We start from the raw sequence: 17328 nt of genomic DNA on the forward strand, positions 1-17328 counted from the left end.
GCCAGGATGCATAAGCTGGCCTCAATCTTTGCTCTCGATATCGCTGCCTATGCGGTAATGAGTAATCACACCCATATTGTGCTCTATATCGATACCTACACAGCAAACTCATGGTCCACTATCGAGATAATTGAACGCTGGCAACAACTTTTCAAAGGTTCTGCGCTAAGCAAACGTTATCTTCGCGGTGAAGCCCTGGATGCCGTCGAGCTGGAAAAACTTCAGGAGGTGACATCCCTTTGGCGCGAACGCCTGGCCGATATCAGCTGGTTTATGCGCTGCCTGAACGAGTCCATCGCCCGCCAGGCCAATGCCGAGGACAGCTGCACCGGTCGTTTCTGGGAAGGGCTTTTCAAGTCTCAGGCCTTGATGGATGAAAGAGCCCTTGCCGCCTGCCTGGCTTACGTGGACCTCAACCCTATCCGTGCTAGTATCGCTAATCCGATTACACTTCGATCCAGCAACGCATCCACACAGCCATCTCAGGCCAGCAGCCCAAAAGCCTACTGCCGCTGGTGGGCGGAGAGCGCCGGGATATGCCTAAAGGCTTGCCTTTTCAGCTGGATCACTATTTAGAGCTGGTAGACTGGAGTGGCCGGCAGCTGCACCCTAAAAAGCGCGGCGCTATTCCCGAAAACATCCCACCTATTTTAAATCGGCTGGGTATTTCGCCAAAACACTGGCTCTACCTAAACCGCAATTTTGAAAGCCGCTTTAAACGCTTGGTGGGCTCGGCGGAAGCGGTACGCCAGGTCTGTGCGCAGCAAAATAAACGCTGGGTACACGGGCTGCCCGATTGCCAGCGCTTTCTTTGCCCCGCCCCCTGCTAGATTACAGAAATCCGCTTATCAGCTGCCCCTAGATTCCATCGCTCCCGACTCTACACCCCACCTGATTCCCTATGGACTCCCAAAATGATCTTTTAACGCCAAATTGCCATCTATTTTGAGACAGATATACCGGCTACCAAGTGGTGGCGAAAAAATTCTTGTCTAGCTTCCGACTCTCCATTCTTTGGATGTTCTTTGGATGTCCTGGATTAATTTCTCTGGATTAATTTCTAATTCCTGGATTAATTTGAGGAATTATTCAGAGACTCACTAGATTCAATGAACTGCTATACGCACGAGATATACAACTTGGATATAGGAAGATTCTCATCATCAATTAATGCACATTCCAGATTTCAGAGCCCACATATCAATAAAATATTGATAGCTATTTACATACCATCAACTCAGATTTTTATTGAGCGCAGAAAGTACTACTCGGGTTGTGGCTGAAACCTCTTGTTTAGCACAATAGCCATATCTTTTGACAAGTTCGAGATAGACGGCAATAGATAAAGGAAAGAGGAAATAATAAACACAAATCCAGCAATGGACCACGCAATAGAAATACTAAAATAGTGAGCTGTATACCCTGCCACTAAAGCCCCTGCCGTCGCACCCCCTTGTGCAATTAAAGATTTCACCGATAGCATTGTTGATCTTCTAGATTCTGGAATTTTCTCGTGAAACATTGCCGATCCTGGAGCCATCGAAATCCCAACAACAACATGCAATAGTAAATATACAACTATAAAACCATACAAATCACTTTGAATTGCAAATATAAAAAATAGTAGTCCTGTACAGAACTCAAGCACCAATAGCATATTCGAATAATTATTTTTAAAAACTCTTGACAAGGGAATGGAGCATCCCTGCCCTACCGCCATACAAACATAATTTAATGCAAATAGAATACCAAACAACCAAAGACTTTCCTTGCTGTCGACTAAAGTAGAAAGCATTGGCTGCCAAAGTTGCTCTAAACTAATGAATGCGACCCCGCTTATGAAGTCAATTAATAAAAGTGGTTTAAAGACTGGATTCTCAACAATCACATCAAAAGCACTCTTAATGGTACTGTGAACCTCGCGGAAAAAATTCGAACCAACTGGCTCCCCCATAGAATCTGATTCACCAACAAAATAGAAAGTACAAAGCATATGTATTAATATTAAAGGAACAAGAAAGACAAAACCCACCTCATAAAACCCTATAAAATCGTAGCTATCACTTACAAATGAAAACCATACTGGGATAAGTCCTGAAAATACTGCCCCAACAGCTAAGCCAATCATCTGGAAAATATTTACTGAAGCTTGGGCTTCCATCAAGTTTGTTTCACCATCTCTAGAAACCACTTTAAACTGCTCAACAAAAAGTGCATCAATAGTTCCAGAGAAAAGAGCTATAGACAATCCATTAAGAATCATAAATACAATCAATTCCGCAAAGCTAGACGACCACCAAAAACCTATCACTACAAGCAGTAGAACCAGCTCGCCAGCTATAAAGGTCTTTTTTCTCCCGTATCTATCAGCAAGCGCTCCAAACGGGACCTCTAAAGCAACAGTGGATATTGTTGCTACTGCCAACAATATACCCATTTCATGAAGCTCGATTCCTTTACTCATAAACAACAAGAATATAATCGGAGCAATCATCCCACTTATAGCTGATATTCCGGCCTGAACAAGACCAAACTTAATTATTAAAGCATGTACCGACCTGCTCATCTTTATCACCATTCCTGGTTGAAACGCCGCCATCGCATAGCAATAAATTATGGCTATGCCTAGCTAAAATTCATACTCTAACCTACTGTGATGGGTCAGCACGATTACATACAAGTACAATTACAACCTCACGAATCCATGTTAGGTATTAAGGGTTGCGATTAGATCAATTCACAAATGATATTCATAACTTTCTATTAGGATAGAAACTATTAACTCTTCACACCTAGGAAGTGAGGATTCCTAAAATACAACTCACGAGATGTTAAAGATCAATTTGCCCCTTGTGATTCAATACTCCAACGCTCACAGTATCAACTTGAATATCTGAAGAGGGTGAGTAATTCGAAAATTTTTAACAAAATTCCCATATGTCATTCGCCTCCAGTTGTAGAAGTAAATAATTAGCCGCATATATAAAGATTAAACTCTAGTCGGGCTGTGCGTTTTCACAAAATAAAGTAAAGCTTGTTTTGCTTCGCTACGAGTAGTAAGTGCCATTAATCAGGGAAAATTCTACTGGTAGCACTACCACCTTTCCCGGTCCAGAAAAAGGCAGCGATGAGTTGAAGGAATTGTAATAATGTGAGGAATGAACGACTTAAATTAGGTCTTAGGTACCTCGCTTGGCCTAGGCAAAGCGATATACCAAAGCAAGGCAACCTGAGAGTATATTGGAGTTAACTTGTAAGCCTTTAAGGCAAAGCCAGAGCGGATAAAACCTTAAGAATGATGGTTTTATCCACTACTTAACCCCTGTAAATGAGTCCTAAATCAATGTAAGTTATCCCTCTCTTCTTTCATTCTCTTACCTATCGCTAAATGCGCCGCTGGATCAAAATGGTAATAACCTGAGAGATCATCTGTTTCATGAGCCTCAACATTATAGAGGTTGTCTGCAACAGACTGTTGGGCAGACTGGATAGCTCCACTGGCATCACCATAGTGGCTTTTAGCAATAACAATGGGCAAGTCATAATCATTTAGCGCTTCCCGTAGGCCATTCACCAGACAGGTCAAATTCGCCTCATAGTTGTTTTCATTTACACTTTGCCCTCCATCATTCCAACCCTGGAACCAGATAAAACTATCGATTTCAATCGACTTATTTTCATACTGCGGAAAGTAACCAGCCAAGACTTCAGGGTCGCGCAAGGCCTCAATCTTCTCCAACATCGCAGTGTAAAGAGACTCCTGATTTTCCTCATCTTGGGTCCACTCATTAGCGGCGGAGTCATGGCAGCCAGGGACCTTCCAGTCTACTCTCAGGTCAGTACCACCCTGAACCACTTTTAAAAGTAACAGATCGTTCTCAGTCTCTTCACCGAGGTAGTGCCCTAAAGTGAGCTCTGGTCCATAGCGGTTAGTAGACACGCCATAATTGGGGAACAATTCACCATGGCGCTCAGAGAAGGAGAGAGAACCGGTATCATTCAATGAACCCTGATACTGCAGTACAGTAATATCGTCTCGTGTACCTTCAAGAGCTGCGTCCAGGTGGCCATCAGCATAAATCTCAGCTACCTCCATAGCAGTACTCATTTGCATCCAGGCATCGTAGTTGTACCCATAGGAGCCTTCGCTAGAGGAGAAGTAATATCTACTAATGGTGGCAAAGAGTCGGTCAGTCAGATCAAAGTTACGGCTATCACAGGTTTCACCTGTATGAGAGTCGAGACTGCCTGCACGGCAGAGGAATTGCCCGAGCTTCTGCACCACAGGATCTTCGTTATCATCGCTAAGTCTCTGGTTATAATCGGCTAGCGAATCACTATTATTGATAAACTGCTCTGTTATCTGGTCATCACTAATCGCCGTAGAACCACAGTCGACATCGCCGTAGGTGTAATCTGCATTGGCATGGCAAATCAGCTCTTGCAAGCGATCTAACCGGGTGTTGTTGCCTTCCATATTGGACTGGCCTGCCATAACCACAACTTTTACAACATCCTCATCTGAAGTATCACCCACTGGATCGGTATTTACGTCGCCACCAGATGGATAGATAGCAAAATCATAATCATAAAACTCAAAATCCCTGAAGGTGTCAGGAGTTGTGACTACGAGAGCATAGAGTTCATGATTGGCAGGTACCGGTACTACGGTACTTGAATCTTCCCCGGAGCTATCAATATCAAATGGATAATAACTACGAGAGCCGGTAGATGGGTTGTAAACCACTGCACGACCACGGAAGTCCGCATGAGCTGGGTTATTTTCAGCATCAACCCTAACCGCAATGGTGTAGTTACTGTCTTCAGTAATACCTTCTACCTTAAAGGCATTAAAAGCCCAAGAGCCTGGTACAAAACCGGTATCCATATCAGTCCAGCTGTTACCCGTCCCTTCCTGGTCAAATGTTTGAGTGTACTTATTATCGTGGGTGCTGGCATCAGGGTGCTCACTCAACATTCGACTCAAAGAGGCCGCCTCCGACACCTGGTAGGCCTCACTCTCAACCATATCCCAGGTCGTGATTTGTGCGGCAAAATCTGCAAACAGGGCCTTCATGTCGTGCCCTTGGGCTGTTAAATAAGCATCGGCTGCTTCCAGGTCGTTAAGTCCATCCCTGGAGTCACGGAATACCCCCCCCATCAGGTCCTTACTCACAGCATAATTAGTCAGCCAAGACCAGAAAATATAAGCGCCGTATTGATGCCCACCTTTAAAGTCATAACCATATTGGTGATCGACGGGAGAGTCTTGAATGGCCCAAAGGGTAATATGTGGGTGGAGGGTGTAGTAACCCAGCAAGCTATCTTTAACGCCCGGGATATTGTGATCCGCGCCCCAGCTTGCGGAGGATTCCAGGGTGTACTTACCACTGGACTCACCTGTAACCCTGTTTAGCTTACCCTGATAGGAGTGGAAGTTCTCATGCATCCAGTGCTGAGCGTTAGATTGGGTAAGCGGGTTATCCTCCAGGGTGTAATTCTTAACGAACGTATTACTGATTGAGTAATTGAGTTCTAAATCACGGGTGGAACCTTCATCACTGAAGTAAGTGCAAAGCTCGCCTTTTCCATACATGCCGGCTTCAAAGATATTCCTTTCCCATACCCGCTCTTGAGCCACAATATAATGCTCAAAATTAGCCATGGTTTTGTCGGTATCATCCGACCACCATTGGCACTGGTACGTTGAACAAAGATAGTTGTTGTAACCATCATAGGGGCTGGTAGCAATCATGGATTCATTGCACTTACTGCCACCCAGGTCCATGACTTCATCGTATGTCAGCACACGCTCATAGAGTCGCGCATCCCAGATTTTTCCCGCAAAGGGCCCAAATTGCAGCATGTCGCCCAAGTAAGGATAGCTATCACCATCAACAGATATCGAAGAAGAAGCTTCACCGTTTACGTACACGGTTAACGTGCCATTGTCCACCGTAACTGCGACATGATTACAGCTACGGGTTTTTAAAGTACTTTCTGCGTTAGAAAACTGCTGGCTGTCTTGGCCACCCAATTGCCCTACAACAACATCATCACTGATGCCTATATAAAAGCTGCCGGAGTTATTATCACCATTAGGATCAGCAATTGATCTCACCATCACTTCATCGCCTTCAGTACTATCCGGGATGAACTTAAAAGACAAGCTAAAATGCGCGAGGCCATCTTTCTCAGGAAGAGCCACCGTCATGTCTGCATTATTAAAGTCGTTGCGACTGACAAACATTGTGCGCCCTTCTACATCTGGATCCGAAGATGCACTTTCTGTTAGCGCAGTGCCCTCAACAATCACAGAATTTCCACCCGCTACATCACGGAATTCCAAGTGAGACGGAACATGCACCAGAAGGCTGTCAGCTGGTCCATCCAGGAAATCGCTGGCACAATCATTTGCCGCAACTTCAATAGTAACTGTCGCAATATTACTAGCACCACTACTATCTGACGCTAGATATGAGAAGCTATCAGTACCCGTAAAGTCTGTTGCAGGGAGGTACTCCCAGCGACGCCCACTTCCTGTTAAAGTGCCATGCGCCGGCTCCGACTGAATAGAATATTCTAGAGAATCCAGATCTTCATCATACGCAGCAAGAAATATAGATTTTGCAAGTCGGCCGTGTGCGGCCATCTGTACCAACTGATCATTGGCAATGGGTAAAGTGTTAGAATCATCACCTTCATCCGGGGTATCTACCACTCCCCCACCCGAATTTCCACCGCCCGAGTTATCACCGCCAGTGTTCTCTTGCGGTGTCGTCTCATCGTTACTACTACCTCCCCCACAGCCAAAAAGTAGTGCACTCAATAGTATTAAAAGCGGAGCCTTCAATATTTTTTTTGATTGAAGATTTTCATTAGCATTTATAAACATTAGTAGTCATTTAAAGAGCTGAAATTAACCAGAAATTTTAGAGAGATATAAAAACAAATGCCGTGAACCAGTTCTTTGATTTATTCTTTGATCTTAAAGTGATTTTTCAAGCAAAGGATCTGGCCTGGATGTGAATATGAGACCATGTGCTCCAATTCAGCAAACATAACCAAACTATGCGACTGCCCTTCAATATTCGCTTGCTATATCACAGAAATCTATAAAATTAACATCGCTCATGAGCAACTGCTCGGCAATTGCTCGATTAAGTAGATAACTTTAATCTGTTGAAATTTGAGAAAACTCATCAATAAACAAGCGAATAGACAAAGTTACCAGCGCTAATCTAGTGATTTAGGGGCTATAAATTGACCTCAAGTAATAGCTGCAATTCTTAATATTACAAGCAAATCACTTGCAGCCCCACAAAGAACCCTTTCGGTGACTGCCCAGCTCGACTCATTCTTGGTCTACTATCCAAGCAACCCGTCACAAATCTAACCTGCTCGCCTGTTACATCGTTAAAGCCAGTACTCTATGGGAAATATGGTTGAATGAGGCCGCTAGCATTTGCATTAACCACCCTGTCTAAATGAGTGAGCGGATAAATTAAACGTCAGCTTTCAAACCTTCCGCAATCGTTTCATGGCAAGCGAATTCAAGACCACTACCGAATGGTAATACTTTGGATTATATCTCTGATAACTGAGGCTCTCTTTCCAGTAACGTTTATTATCCAAAATCAAGATAAACTATCATTCATAATCATCTAAATACCAAATAGTCAATTAGATAAGCTATCACAGTATAGGGTAGATTATACGCCATGAATCAAAGGTCCAATAAAGAGACAAATATAGAGTACACCCTGGCATTAGTTGCCGGCTTTTCTGAAGCTGTATGCATTTTGGGTTTATTCGGAAGCTTTACAACTTTTATTACCGGCACAATTGTTCTCGCCATCACCGATTTTGCAAGCAACAATCCAAACTACATCACAAAAACTTTTATCCTCTTCGCCTTTATCCTTCTTCAAATATTTTGGATTTATTTCATCAGAAGATTACATTTACAAAAGAGAAACCCAGCAACTATCATGCTATTTTTAGAGAGTGGACTAATGCTACTATTTTTTGTCAGTGGCAGCTATATAGGAAAACTTTCATCTCCCTATGCTGCAAATACCTTCATCATCTCTTTTTTTGCAATTGCAACCATGTCTCTTCACAGTACAATATTCTTCAGGGTACTTAATAAGAAGGCGCCTACACACTTTATGACAGGAAACTCTACTAATCTTTTCGCTGCTGCTTTCGAAATGCTGGATAACTATCGTGTTGACAAAAGCACGAACGCTCCGCCCTATCCTAAGGCTTCTCGTAGAGCTAAGTACTATTTGGGGGTAATTATGGGGTTTATAACTGGTGTAATTCTTGGCACTATTGGATATAAAATTTGGGGGTTCCTCTCTCTTGCATTACCCGTAGTCATGACACTGTTCACAGCTGTATCGACTCAACGACACGACCCTCCTCCCGCGACCGATTCTTGATATTAATGAATATGAAGCTCACTTTAAGATATCAAACAAAGGGCTAGGATCTACGTGTAATTCAGTATGGGAATGCTCATCTAAACTACTATCGGTTGTGCTTAAGCCTAGACGGAAGCATGCTTCCTCAGAACACCATAGCCTCGAATACCCTGCTTATTATATTCTGTATAGATACGCAAAAAAATCCGCACTAATTTTTAACAGGTAAATCCAAAAGGCCAGTCCACACAAAAATTCAATCCACCGTATATCTTACCGTTGTGGTAACTCAGAAATCGTTACGTAAAACGACCTTTTTTAGTACAAGCCTTTATCATAAACAATCCATAAGAAAGCACTGTACATGAGCTCTTACTTTTTACTCAAAAAACACAGCTATGTAGCTCGCCATAACTTCATCTGCTCTAAATAGTCACCTCACAATGAAATATCCGTATTAAACAAGCCTTCATCAAATACAATTATTTAGTCTAAACTGACATCTCCCCTTGCACATGTCACAATTAATTGAATACCATGATCCCTAGTGTTAGGAGATAGCCTTCGCTATGTTGAAATAAAAGCCCCGCATCAGTTAAACCAAACTCCTTCATTGGATAGAGCCCCCCCGTTTACCACCCCCGCTGGTGACTGACAAAAATTATTGATCAGGAATCTTGTTCCAACAATTTCTTTTGCGGAACTTTGAGCGTACTCATATATTGTTCCAATAGCGCCTGGAAAGGATTCCCTGTCTAAAGGGATCTCTATATCATGGCAGCAGGCCATTGCAGTGTCAGTTATCCGTATTTCTTTCGTAACATCAAGCCTCTCTAAACACGCCAGAAGACCTACTCACCGATGGATAAGTAGCACCCCGCATCACTCAGCCCGCCCCAGCAGAGCCACCTCAACCGCTTTGAAAGTGCCAAACTGTTAAAGGGTGAATACAAATGAACATCCCAAACCAAGTCCAATTATTTGGTTGCAAATGAAACCCTCGCCCTATTCTTGATGGCAAAGTAGGATAGGTACTCCGCCTGCAGGTGCAGCGCGGCACTAAGGAATAGAGAAACCAGAAGACGCCATGACCACACAGCAGTTCGACGACTTAAATGTTGTCTCCCAGGAAGTACTGATCAGCCCGGAGACGCTGAAAGCAGAACTCCCCATTAGCGATGCCGCCGAGGCGACTGTCGCTGGAGGACGCGCCGCCGTGCGCGACATCCTAGATCGCAAAGACCACCGCCTGATGGTGGTAATCGGGCCATGCTCCGTTCACGATGTGAACGCCGCAATGGATTATGCCAAGCGCTTGAAGGCGATAGCGGGCAAGGTTTCCGATACCCTGCTAATTGTAATGCGCGTCTATTTTGAGAAGCCCCGCACCACTGTTGGCTGGAAGGGCTTGATCAACGACCCTCACTTGAACGACTCCTTCAAGATTGAGGAGGGGCTGCATATTGGCCGCAAGCTGCTATTGGATGTTGCCGAGCTAGGACTGCCTACTGCAACAGAAGCACTAGACCCAATCTCCCCTCAGTACCTGCAGGACCTAATTTCATGGTCTGCCATTGGCGCGCGAACCACAGAGTCACAGACTCACCGGGAAATGGCCAGCGGCCTATCCTCTGCCGTGGGCTTCAAGAATGGTACCGATGGTGGCCTGGAGGTGGCTATCAATGCCCTGCAATCAGTCGCCAACCCCCATCGTTTCCTCGGCATCAATAAGCACGGTCAAGTTGCGATTATCCACACCGCAGGAAACCCATACGGTCACGTTGTACTTCGCGGGGGCAATGACAAGCCAAATTACGACTCAGTGAGTGTTGCAATGTGCGAGCAGGAGCTGCGTAAGTCCAATATCGTGCCAAACATTATGGTCGACTGCAGTCATGCCAACTCCAATAAAAACCACGAATTACAGCCCCTGGTGGTCGACAATGTGACTCACCAAATCCTCGATGGCAATCAGTCGATTATTGGCATTATGGTGGAAAGTAACCTGAAAGCCGGCAACCAGAAAATTCTGCCAAACCTGAGCGATATGGAGTATGGCGTTTCGGTAACCGATAAATGTATTGATTGGGAAACTACTGAGTCCCTGCTGTTAGGCATGGCCGAACAGCTGCGCGAGCCCCTTAAAGCACGCTCCTCTTAGATCTCCCCCTGGAGAGGCCCATAGCGGGCCTCTTTCCTGCCGAAAAGATAACCGCCACAGCTTGATCTCCCTACAAATTACGCTATTCACTTGATAAAGACCCTACAAAAAGAGTACTTTTGCCCTGCCGTAACAGATAGCTGTCGTATGCTTCCTTCAATCAGCTAAATAAAAATAAGCGGCCTACTAGATTGAGGTTGAAATCTGGCACCTAATTTTTTCATTTATGGGAAATAGGAAAGCAGCACATATGGAACTGCAGTCCAACAAAGTACCAATCTATATCTTTGGTGGGTTTACTCTAACCTGGCTACTTGTCAGCCTAAGTTTTGCTCTCGATGGGGGCTCCACCATCTCCTGGCTGGCCACCGCTCTCTGCACTCTTCTCGCAGTAATCACATTCTCATTTCGGGCAACACATTACATCGATGGAGAATCAAAAAGCTATGTTTCCAAGAGACAAGCCCTCTGGCATAGCTGGACCGAGAGGCAATCGCTAGCGGCGTTCAAGGGGGTTAAGGTTGTCTCCTACTCACCCCATACCACAGACCGTAAAAGTAGCCACTCCAGCTGGCAGGTAATATTGGTCCCCCGCCAAAGTAACGGTAGCAATAGTATCCAGGCGCAGGCCTTCCACTCCAAGAATGATGCACTGGCCTACGCGCATGAACTCGCGCTCTTTACCGCGCTCCCCCTACTGGACTAAAGAGCCAGTACTCTTAAGGCACAAGTGGGGATATAGCCCTTCTCACCCTAACCTCCTTTGTTAAAGCTGTTGCCACCCAACTCCGCAGGGGTGCACAAGTCAACTCTACTCGACCCTCCAGTCGAGACAAAAAAACAGAGGAGCCTCGAAATGGACCCAATTCAATGGAAAATGTCGAGTTCTACCATCGTTCGCAAGTTGGACGAGGATGCACACCAAGTAACCTTCCCTCCCCCTCATCTCGATAAGGTGAAACAAGGCGAGCTGCTGAAGTTTCACGCTCATATTAATGTCGAACAAATGCCTGAGGGGCATCACCTAAAAAAAGCCACCATATTTTCCAACGTTCCTAATGGTGGAACATGGGAGCTTATCTGTGATGAAGGCACAGCCGTCGGCGGTAGAGGCAGCGCTCCATCTCCAATTATGTACTTCTCTGCAGGGCTAGCCCTTTGCATGATGTCTCACATCGAAATGCTGGCTAAACTTGGCGGGATCAAATTAAAAAGTGTAAGGCTAGAGCAAAAAACTGAGTTCTCAACCACTTTGAATTTTGGGGGTATCAAACCGGAAGAAGTCTTTGGCAAGGGGGATAGAGTGGAAATACATTTGATTGTTGAAAGTGATGAGCCAGAAGAAAAACTTGTAAAATTTATGCATTGTTGCCGGCAGGCCTGTATGTCACTTCAAACCGTTTCCAGTGCTACACCCGTTGATACCCAGCTCTTTATCAATAGTAAAGCGATTGAGTTCAATTGAATACCCTGGGATGGCCTCACAGACCAAGAGGCCATAGCCTAATAGCGCTTGTTACTAATCGTTTTCTACATCCTCAATCCGGGCTTTAGATAAGGCAGAAGCGACAAGACCTGTCGGAATTGCAACCACCCCCAAACCAATCAAAAGCACAAAGAAAGTAAATATTCTCCCACCGAGAGTAACTGGATACATGTCACCATAACCCACAGTGGTTAAGGTTGTAACTGCCCACCACAAACTGTGAAAGATAGATTTAAATTGTTCCGGCTGAGCAGCGCTCTCAAAATAATAGATACCTACAGATGACAAATAAAGCAAGATCAGAGCTGTTACTCCAAACAATACCAGTTCCTCTTTAACCATACTAAATGCACGGCTAAATCGAGCAACTGCCTTACTGTAGCGCAATAGCTTTAAAACCCTAAACACTTGAAATAAGCGAACAATTCTAAGCGCCCTTAAATCCATTCCTGAGGCTATATAAAATGGCAAGAACGCCATAAGATCAATCAAACCATAAAAACTGAAGATAAAGCCTAATCTATTTTTCGCCGCGTACACGCGACATATATATTCCAAAGTAAACACAATCACTGAGAACAACTCGAAGTGATCCAATACAGCTCTCTGTTCTGGTGTTAAATCAGGGATAGTACCCACAGAAAAAGAAATTAGCGATACAACTATCAGACACTGAATAAATATGGAAAAAAATCGCCCCTCTTTGCTCTCATAATTATCAACCAGCTTTCTAATTCCCTGTTCCACACAATCACCCAGCTCGTATCATATTGAATATATACCGCATTTTAACACTACCTACTAATGCACATGCATATTTGGCTTTATCATTTTGTAAGTTGTAAGCGATACATCAAACAATAAAAATTATGATTAGAGAGGTAATTCGAGTAATGGAGTTGAAACATGCCAATACCAATAAGTCGGCCTAAACACTCTATTTCAGCTCCCAACAACGACCTCATATGCTCGCTTTTATACAGACATACTTACAAAAATATCCCCAAAAAAGCCATCCAATGTACAGTATTTAGAACATCAAATGGCTCTTCCTTTGTATCTTTGTCAATAAAACTTTTACGCACTACGCCAGTATTACGAATTACTGGTTTGCCCGACTCAAAGACCAATGCTTTTGGTACATACAAAGTGCTATCCACCAAGTACACTTTACCCTGGAACTTGGAAGCCAATTCTTCCTGATGGCTATGACCTACCACAATATAGCTTACGTCAAAGTGCTCCATAGTGGCATTAACTAACTGCTGATCGGCCTCCGGATATTGATCCATCGCATAGGCATAGCCACGATATTGCGTTGGAGAGTGAGGCCCAACTAACAGGCTATTATCTATCTTGGCCCCTGTTAAATAGGCTCTATGGGCACCATTAAATTCGCTGGTGCTCAGCCCCTGCTTGAGCAACTGAGGGCTTATACCTCCATGGGTAAAAAGTACTGATCCAAGCTTCAGCATTACATCTTTACTCCTTAGCCAAGCTCCTAAAACTGTATCTTCTGCCAAAGCTTGATCATATGGCCTCAACTGCTCTATAGCCCATAAGTGTTCAGCCTCTACAGATTTAATTCTATAAGTAAATGCATACTGTTCATGATTTCCTAGTAGAAAATGTACAGCTCCACCACTATTGGCCGCTTGCTCCTCAAGATGATAGATAAACCAGAGCAAATCATAAACATATCGCCCCCGGTCAAAGACATCACCTACAATCACTAATTGGCCTGAGCCATAAGTCCATTTTTCATCGGCATCAATAATACCCAGGTTTCTCGCCCAATTTTTAAAGAAGTCTAGATCTCCTTCCAAGTCACTGACCACAGCAATAGGGCTTACCTCATCATAGGGGACAAACTCAACTTCACCATCCCTCAAAGAATAAGTTCTTTGATCGCCCCCACACTCCAATACAATTTCCTTAGAAATGGACCTCTGCTCTTTAACTTTATCGTCACAGAACCACCGTGAAATATAACCATCTGTGCTTTGAATGATCACCGGCCCCTGCATCCTTTCTAGAAGTGGGTTTTCAGCAATTTTACTCAAGTCGGCGCGCCATCTAATAGCCGCATCACCAATAGGAATCTTAATTCCTTGAAAGACTTGTCCTGTAGTTTTAATAACCTTACTACCACTTAGCAGGTAGGTTATACCTGCTACCCCCAAAATAAATAGGACAAAAAATAAGGTGATAGCTCGCTTAACAACCGTTCCGACCACAAAAAATCCCTTTAACATAACCTGAATCAATTCGAACATTATCAAGACAAAGATTTCTTGAGTCAAAATCATTCAACTCATGGCAAAATTTAACCTGCACCTCAGTACAAATTAATTCGATAGAAACTCTCTACCAGCCAAATACAAGTCGAGTAAATTTGAAAAGAAAAATACTGTGAAAACAGCCAAAAATATGCGGTATTATGCCAAGCATAAATAAAATGGAGTTCAAAGCTATGCCGCTGCAAGATCAACTAAATTCTCGTAATGCATTGAGAGAACTGAAAGCTGACCCGCAAACTGCACTACAAAATTATCGGTTGCAAGTCGGCCTCCAACCTGGACATCAAACGCAGCTGGCTCGAGTCCCATTCTCACTCAACTTGGGAAGTATCAATATCGGCCCAGGTGCACCAAATAACGACAGTAGAATCTATATTCAGGCTCTCACAACCCCAACGCGAGGGCACAGTTCTGTGAATCGGTATACCGCACTATTACGGCCCAATACGGCAAATGCGGATTTTTGGGTAACCGAGCGTCAAACTGGCTGTAGCTTAATCATTCTTGACTGGGGTGGTGGTCAGCTCTCTATGGGACACTTGCAGCCCCATCCCTTTAATAGTTACAACCAGGTAAATCAAACTATTATCAATAATACGCCTCTCAGTGTATTTGCCAGCACGCAGAGAAGCTACTTACGAACAGACGTCACTCAGCTAATCGATGCCTCTAAAGTTGGTGGCCTGGACCCGAATCGTTATATTTTGATTCAATCAAACTTTGCGGCCATTAATCTGCAAAATAAAAATGTAATAGGTGTTAAGGAAACGGGCCAATGGAACTTTTACATGCAAACCAATGGTGTGAATAGAACTGTCCAGCAGCTCGTATGGACCGACTGGAGTTCCTACCTGCCCTATTTTGCCTACTAATAACCAGGTTTCTAAAAAGACCAGATTGGTTGAACAGAGTATCAATCTGGCCAGCAGCGGGTCGCACATAGTATGTACGGGAAAGGATACCTGATTGGCATTGTTGCTGCGCTTGTCTTATGGCTACTGCTTAGATATGTCGACAAGCGCTACTACCAAGAGAAAAGAGAATTAAAAAGAAAGAAGCTTCAGGAAATTCAAAAGAACAAAAGAGATGATACGTAAAACCCTGCCATATTTGCTTTTAAGGCTGAATTAAATCCCTCTGCAAGCCCTCAACCAATGCCTGCCAAACTACCTCTACCGCTTTACTTCTTATAGACCTTCCCAAGCACACTAGATGGATCGGTTGCAGCTCAGGGCTTCTCCATTGCTGAAAGATAGGCATCAACTTGCCCTCCGCTAATTCCCGGCGCACCAGAAGAGGATCAATCATAACTATACCTTGACCCATTGTAGCTAATTCAACCAATGTACGGCCATCATCGACTACCATCGCCGGATCAATGGGAATGGTCTTTATTTCACTACCATCGTTAGAAAAGTGCCAGTGATCAATGGTTGTTGTTTGGTTACTAAACACTAAGCATTGATGCTGGCTTAAATCATCTGGAGAATTAGGTTCCCCCCTACTCGCCAAATAATCCGGGCTGGCAAACCACCCCCAACGCTTTTCACCTATTCGGCGCGCTACCAATGAAGAGTCCGGCAAGTGCCCAGTGCGAATGGCAATATCAACGCCTTCATCCAGTAAGTTCACAACCCTATCGCTTAAGTTCACTTGAAAAGTAATTTTTGGGTAGCGTTGCTTTAGTAATGGTATGGATGGCAATAAGTACCGCTGCCCCATTAAGGTAGAGCAACTTATCTTAACTCTACCAACAGCTTCATCCTGGTGGGAGAGGATCAGGTGTTCGGTATTGCTCATTAGCTGAGCCATTGTCTCCGTTGCTTCCAACAAAGCAGCACCGGCATCCGTAAGGCGCAATTGCCGCGTACTTCTGTGCAATAGACGCTGATCAACAAACCCCTCCAGCTGTGCCAGCTTCTTGCTGACTGATGAGCGAGGTAAGCCCAGCTGATTAGCAGCCCCCTGAAAACTGCCTTGCTCAATGACCAACCGGAAGACGTACAAATGTCCCAAGTATTGATGTAGATGCTGCATTCTGCCTCACTGTTTCCAAATTAGAATCAAAGTGTTGCCCTAATGGTGCCTTATTGATACCAGTATAACAACATATCCTCCTAAGCCTAATCTTGGCAACTGCCATTCATTGCACCATTACAATCGCAAGAGAGGATCTATGGGACACCAGCAGAGAACAAAAACCATCGCAATCACTGGTGGCACTGCCGGTATTGGACTCGCAACAGCTAAGCACTTTTTAACCGAGGGCTGGCAAGTCATCATCACGGGCCGAAACGCTGAAAAACTGGAACAAACAGCCGAGGATATCGCGGGCCTCTTTGGGAGTAGCGGCCAGCTGACCTGCCACCTATGTGATAGCGGACAACTCGATCAAATTGAGCAACTGGGAAACAAATTACAAAACGATGAGGTTAAACTGGATGCCCTTATCTTGAATGCCGGTATTTTCAAGCCTGGGATATTTGAGGAAACCGATGAAGCCCTCTTCGATCACACTTTTGATATCAATGTGAAGGGACCTTTTTTCACACTGCAAAAATTACTACCGGTGATGAATAACCCCTCCAGCGTGGTTTTGCTTTCAAGTATTGCCGTAGAGAAAACCTTTTCGGGAACTTCCGCTTATAGCGCGAGTAAGTCTGCCATTGAAGGTTATGCCCAGGTCCTGAATGCGGAGTTAGCGGTGAGGGGAATTCGTATAAATAGCGTACGCCCCGGAATCACCCTGACCGAAATCCAGGAAAAAGCCGGCATGAGCCAATCAGACATTCAAAGTCTCGCAGAGAGTATGATGGTAACGCCACTGGGCCGGGCACTTGAGGTAGATGACATAGTGCCAGCAATCCACTATCTGGCCACAGATCACTCAGTCGGTATGCGAAATGCACACCTGAAGGTTGATGGGGGCTACTGCCTCTAACCGGCTTGAAA

At 44.4% G+C, this 17328-nt stretch carries 13 protein-coding genes; 8 read left to right on the forward strand and 5 right to left on the reverse strand.

The window, feature by feature from the left end:
- Positions 1 to 6 precede the first annotated feature (6 nt).
- Together ACJJIS_RS11610 and ACJJIS_RS11615 are read left to right on the forward strand one after the other, a co-directional pair.
- On the forward strand, positions 7 to 576 hold the full coding sequence (locus ACJJIS_RS11610; protein ID WP_475708161.1) for a transposase: 570 nt from the start codon (positions 7 to 9) through the stop codon (positions 574 to 576).
- Complete coding sequence (locus ACJJIS_RS11615) at positions 537 to 830, forward strand: hypothetical protein (RefSeq protein WP_444897542.1); 294 nt, start codon at positions 537 to 539, stop codon at positions 828 to 830. Before ACJJIS_RS11610 ends, ACJJIS_RS11615 begins: the two co-directional genes overlap by 40 nt.
- A gap of 434 nt (positions 831 to 1264) precedes the next feature.
- Here the strand turns inward: ACJJIS_RS11615 and ACJJIS_RS11620 are convergent, their stop codons facing one another.
- Together ACJJIS_RS11620 and ACJJIS_RS11625 are read right to left on the reverse strand one after the other, a co-directional pair.
- Positions 1265 to 2566 (reverse strand): MFS transporter, encoded by a 1302-nt coding sequence (locus tag ACJJIS_RS11620; protein WP_475708162.1) that lies wholly within the window; start codon positions 2564 to 2566, stop codon positions 1265 to 1267.
- A gap of 774 nt (positions 2567 to 3340) precedes the next feature.
- The gene (locus tag ACJJIS_RS11625) at positions 3341 to 6829 is read right to left on the reverse strand and encodes a sialate O-acetylesterase (protein WP_475708163.1); all 3489 of its coding nucleotides are present in this window, start codon (positions 6827 to 6829) and stop codon (positions 3341 to 3343) included.
- 892 nt (positions 6830 to 7721) lie between these two features.
- Here ACJJIS_RS11625 and ACJJIS_RS11630 point away from each other — a divergent pair.
- The 4 genes from ACJJIS_RS11630 to ACJJIS_RS11645 all read left to right on the forward strand — a co-directional run bounded on the left by ACJJIS_RS11630 (position 7722) and on the right by ACJJIS_RS11645 (position 12055).
- Positions 7722 to 8447 carry a YoaK family protein gene (locus ACJJIS_RS11630; protein ID WP_444905493.1) on the forward strand — a complete coding sequence of 242 codons (726 nt, stop codon included), beginning with the start codon at positions 7722 to 7724 and terminating at the stop codon, positions 8445 to 8447.
- 1069 nt (positions 8448 to 9516) lie between these two features.
- Positions 9517 to 10590 carry a 3-deoxy-7-phosphoheptulonate synthase gene (locus ACJJIS_RS11635; protein WP_444905494.1) on the forward strand — a complete coding sequence of 358 codons (1074 nt, stop codon included), beginning with the start codon at positions 9517 to 9519 and terminating at the stop codon, positions 10588 to 10590.
- Between the two features lie 250 nt (positions 10591 to 10840).
- A complete protein-coding gene (locus ACJJIS_RS11640; RefSeq protein WP_444905495.1) occupies positions 10841 to 11296 on the forward strand; it encodes a hypothetical protein in 456 nt (151 codons plus the stop codon).
- Positions 11297 to 11446: 150 nt separating this feature from the next.
- Positions 11447 to 12055 (forward strand): OsmC-related (seleno)protein, encoded by a 609-nt coding sequence (locus ACJJIS_RS11645; RefSeq protein WP_444905496.1) that lies wholly within the window; start codon positions 11447 to 11449, stop codon positions 12053 to 12055.
- 54 nt (positions 12056 to 12109) lie between these two features.
- On the opposite strand, the gene ACJJIS_RS11650 is transcribed toward ACJJIS_RS11645, so the two are convergent.
- Together ACJJIS_RS11650 and ACJJIS_RS11655 are read right to left on the reverse strand one after the other, a co-directional pair.
- Positions 12110 to 12823 carry an ion transporter gene (locus ACJJIS_RS11650; RefSeq protein ID WP_444897547.1) on the reverse strand — a complete coding sequence of 238 codons (714 nt, stop codon included), beginning with the start codon at positions 12821 to 12823 and terminating at the stop codon, positions 12110 to 12112.
- Between the two features lie 242 nt (positions 12824 to 13065).
- Positions 13066 to 14352: a metallophosphoesterase gene (locus tag ACJJIS_RS11655; protein ID WP_475708164.1), complete on the reverse strand. Its 1287-nt coding sequence runs from the start codon at positions 14350 to 14352 to the stop codon at positions 13066 to 13068.
- A 197-nt stretch (positions 14353 to 14549) separates the two neighbouring features.
- On the opposite strand from ACJJIS_RS11655, the gene ACJJIS_RS11660 reads away from it, so the two are divergent.
- Positions 14550 to 15248 carry a hypothetical protein gene (locus ACJJIS_RS11660; protein ID WP_444905498.1) on the forward strand — a complete coding sequence of 233 codons (699 nt, stop codon included), beginning with the start codon at positions 14550 to 14552 and terminating at the stop codon, positions 15246 to 15248.
- 244 nt (positions 15249 to 15492) lie between these two features.
- On the opposite strand, the gene ACJJIS_RS11665 is transcribed toward ACJJIS_RS11660, so the two are convergent.
- Positions 15493 to 16413, reverse strand: a complete 921-nt coding sequence (locus ACJJIS_RS11665) for a LysR family transcriptional regulator (protein WP_444905499.1) — start codon at positions 16411 to 16413, stop codon at positions 15493 to 15495.
- Positions 16414 to 16552: 139 nt separating this feature from the next.
- On the opposite strand from ACJJIS_RS11665, the gene ACJJIS_RS11670 reads away from it, so the two are divergent.
- On the forward strand, positions 16553 to 17317 hold the full coding sequence (locus ACJJIS_RS11670; RefSeq protein WP_444905500.1) for an SDR family NAD(P)-dependent oxidoreductase: 765 nt from the start codon (positions 16553 to 16555) through the stop codon (positions 17315 to 17317).
- Positions 17318 to 17328 lie beyond the last annotated feature (11 nt).

Source organism: Microbulbifer maximicatervae (SeqCode), from assembly GCF_056231245.1.

Coding starts and splice junctions, on each gene's coding strand:
- ACJJIS_RS11610 (WP_475708161.1), top strand. CDS start 7: ATGCATAAGCTGGCCTCAATCTTTGCTCTCGATATCGCTGCCTATGCG.
- ACJJIS_RS11645 (WP_444905496.1), top strand. CDS start 11,447: ATGGACCCAATTCAATGGAAAATGTCGAGTTCTACCATCGTTCGCAAG.
- ACJJIS_RS11615 (WP_444897542.1), top strand. CDS start 537: ATGCCTAAAGGCTTGCCTTTTCAGCTGGATCACTATTTAGAGCTGGTA.
- ACJJIS_RS11660 (WP_444905498.1), top strand. CDS start 14,550: ATGCCGCTGCAAGATCAACTAAATTCTCGTAATGCATTGAGAGAACTG.
- ACJJIS_RS11665 (WP_444905499.1), bottom strand. CDS start 16,413: ATGCAGCATCTACATCAATACTTGGGACATTTGTACGTCTTCCGGTTG.
- ACJJIS_RS11630 (WP_444905493.1), top strand. CDS start 7,722: ATGAATCAAAGGTCCAATAAAGAGACAAATATAGAGTACACCCTGGCA.
- ACJJIS_RS11655 (WP_475708164.1), bottom strand. CDS start 14,352: ATGTTCGAATTGATTCAGGTTATGTTAAAGGGATTTTTTGTGGTCGGA.
- ACJJIS_RS11670 (WP_444905500.1), top strand. CDS start 16,553: ATGGGACACCAGCAGAGAACAAAAACCATCGCAATCACTGGTGGCACT.
- ACJJIS_RS11635 (WP_444905494.1), top strand. CDS start 9,517: ATGACCACACAGCAGTTCGACGACTTAAATGTTGTCTCCCAGGAAGTA.
- ACJJIS_RS11620 (WP_475708162.1), bottom strand. CDS start 2,566: ATGAGCAGGTCGGTACATGCTTTAATAATTAAGTTTGGTCTTGTTCAG.
- ACJJIS_RS11640 (WP_444905495.1), top strand. CDS start 10,841: ATGGAACTGCAGTCCAACAAAGTACCAATCTATATCTTTGGTGGGTTT.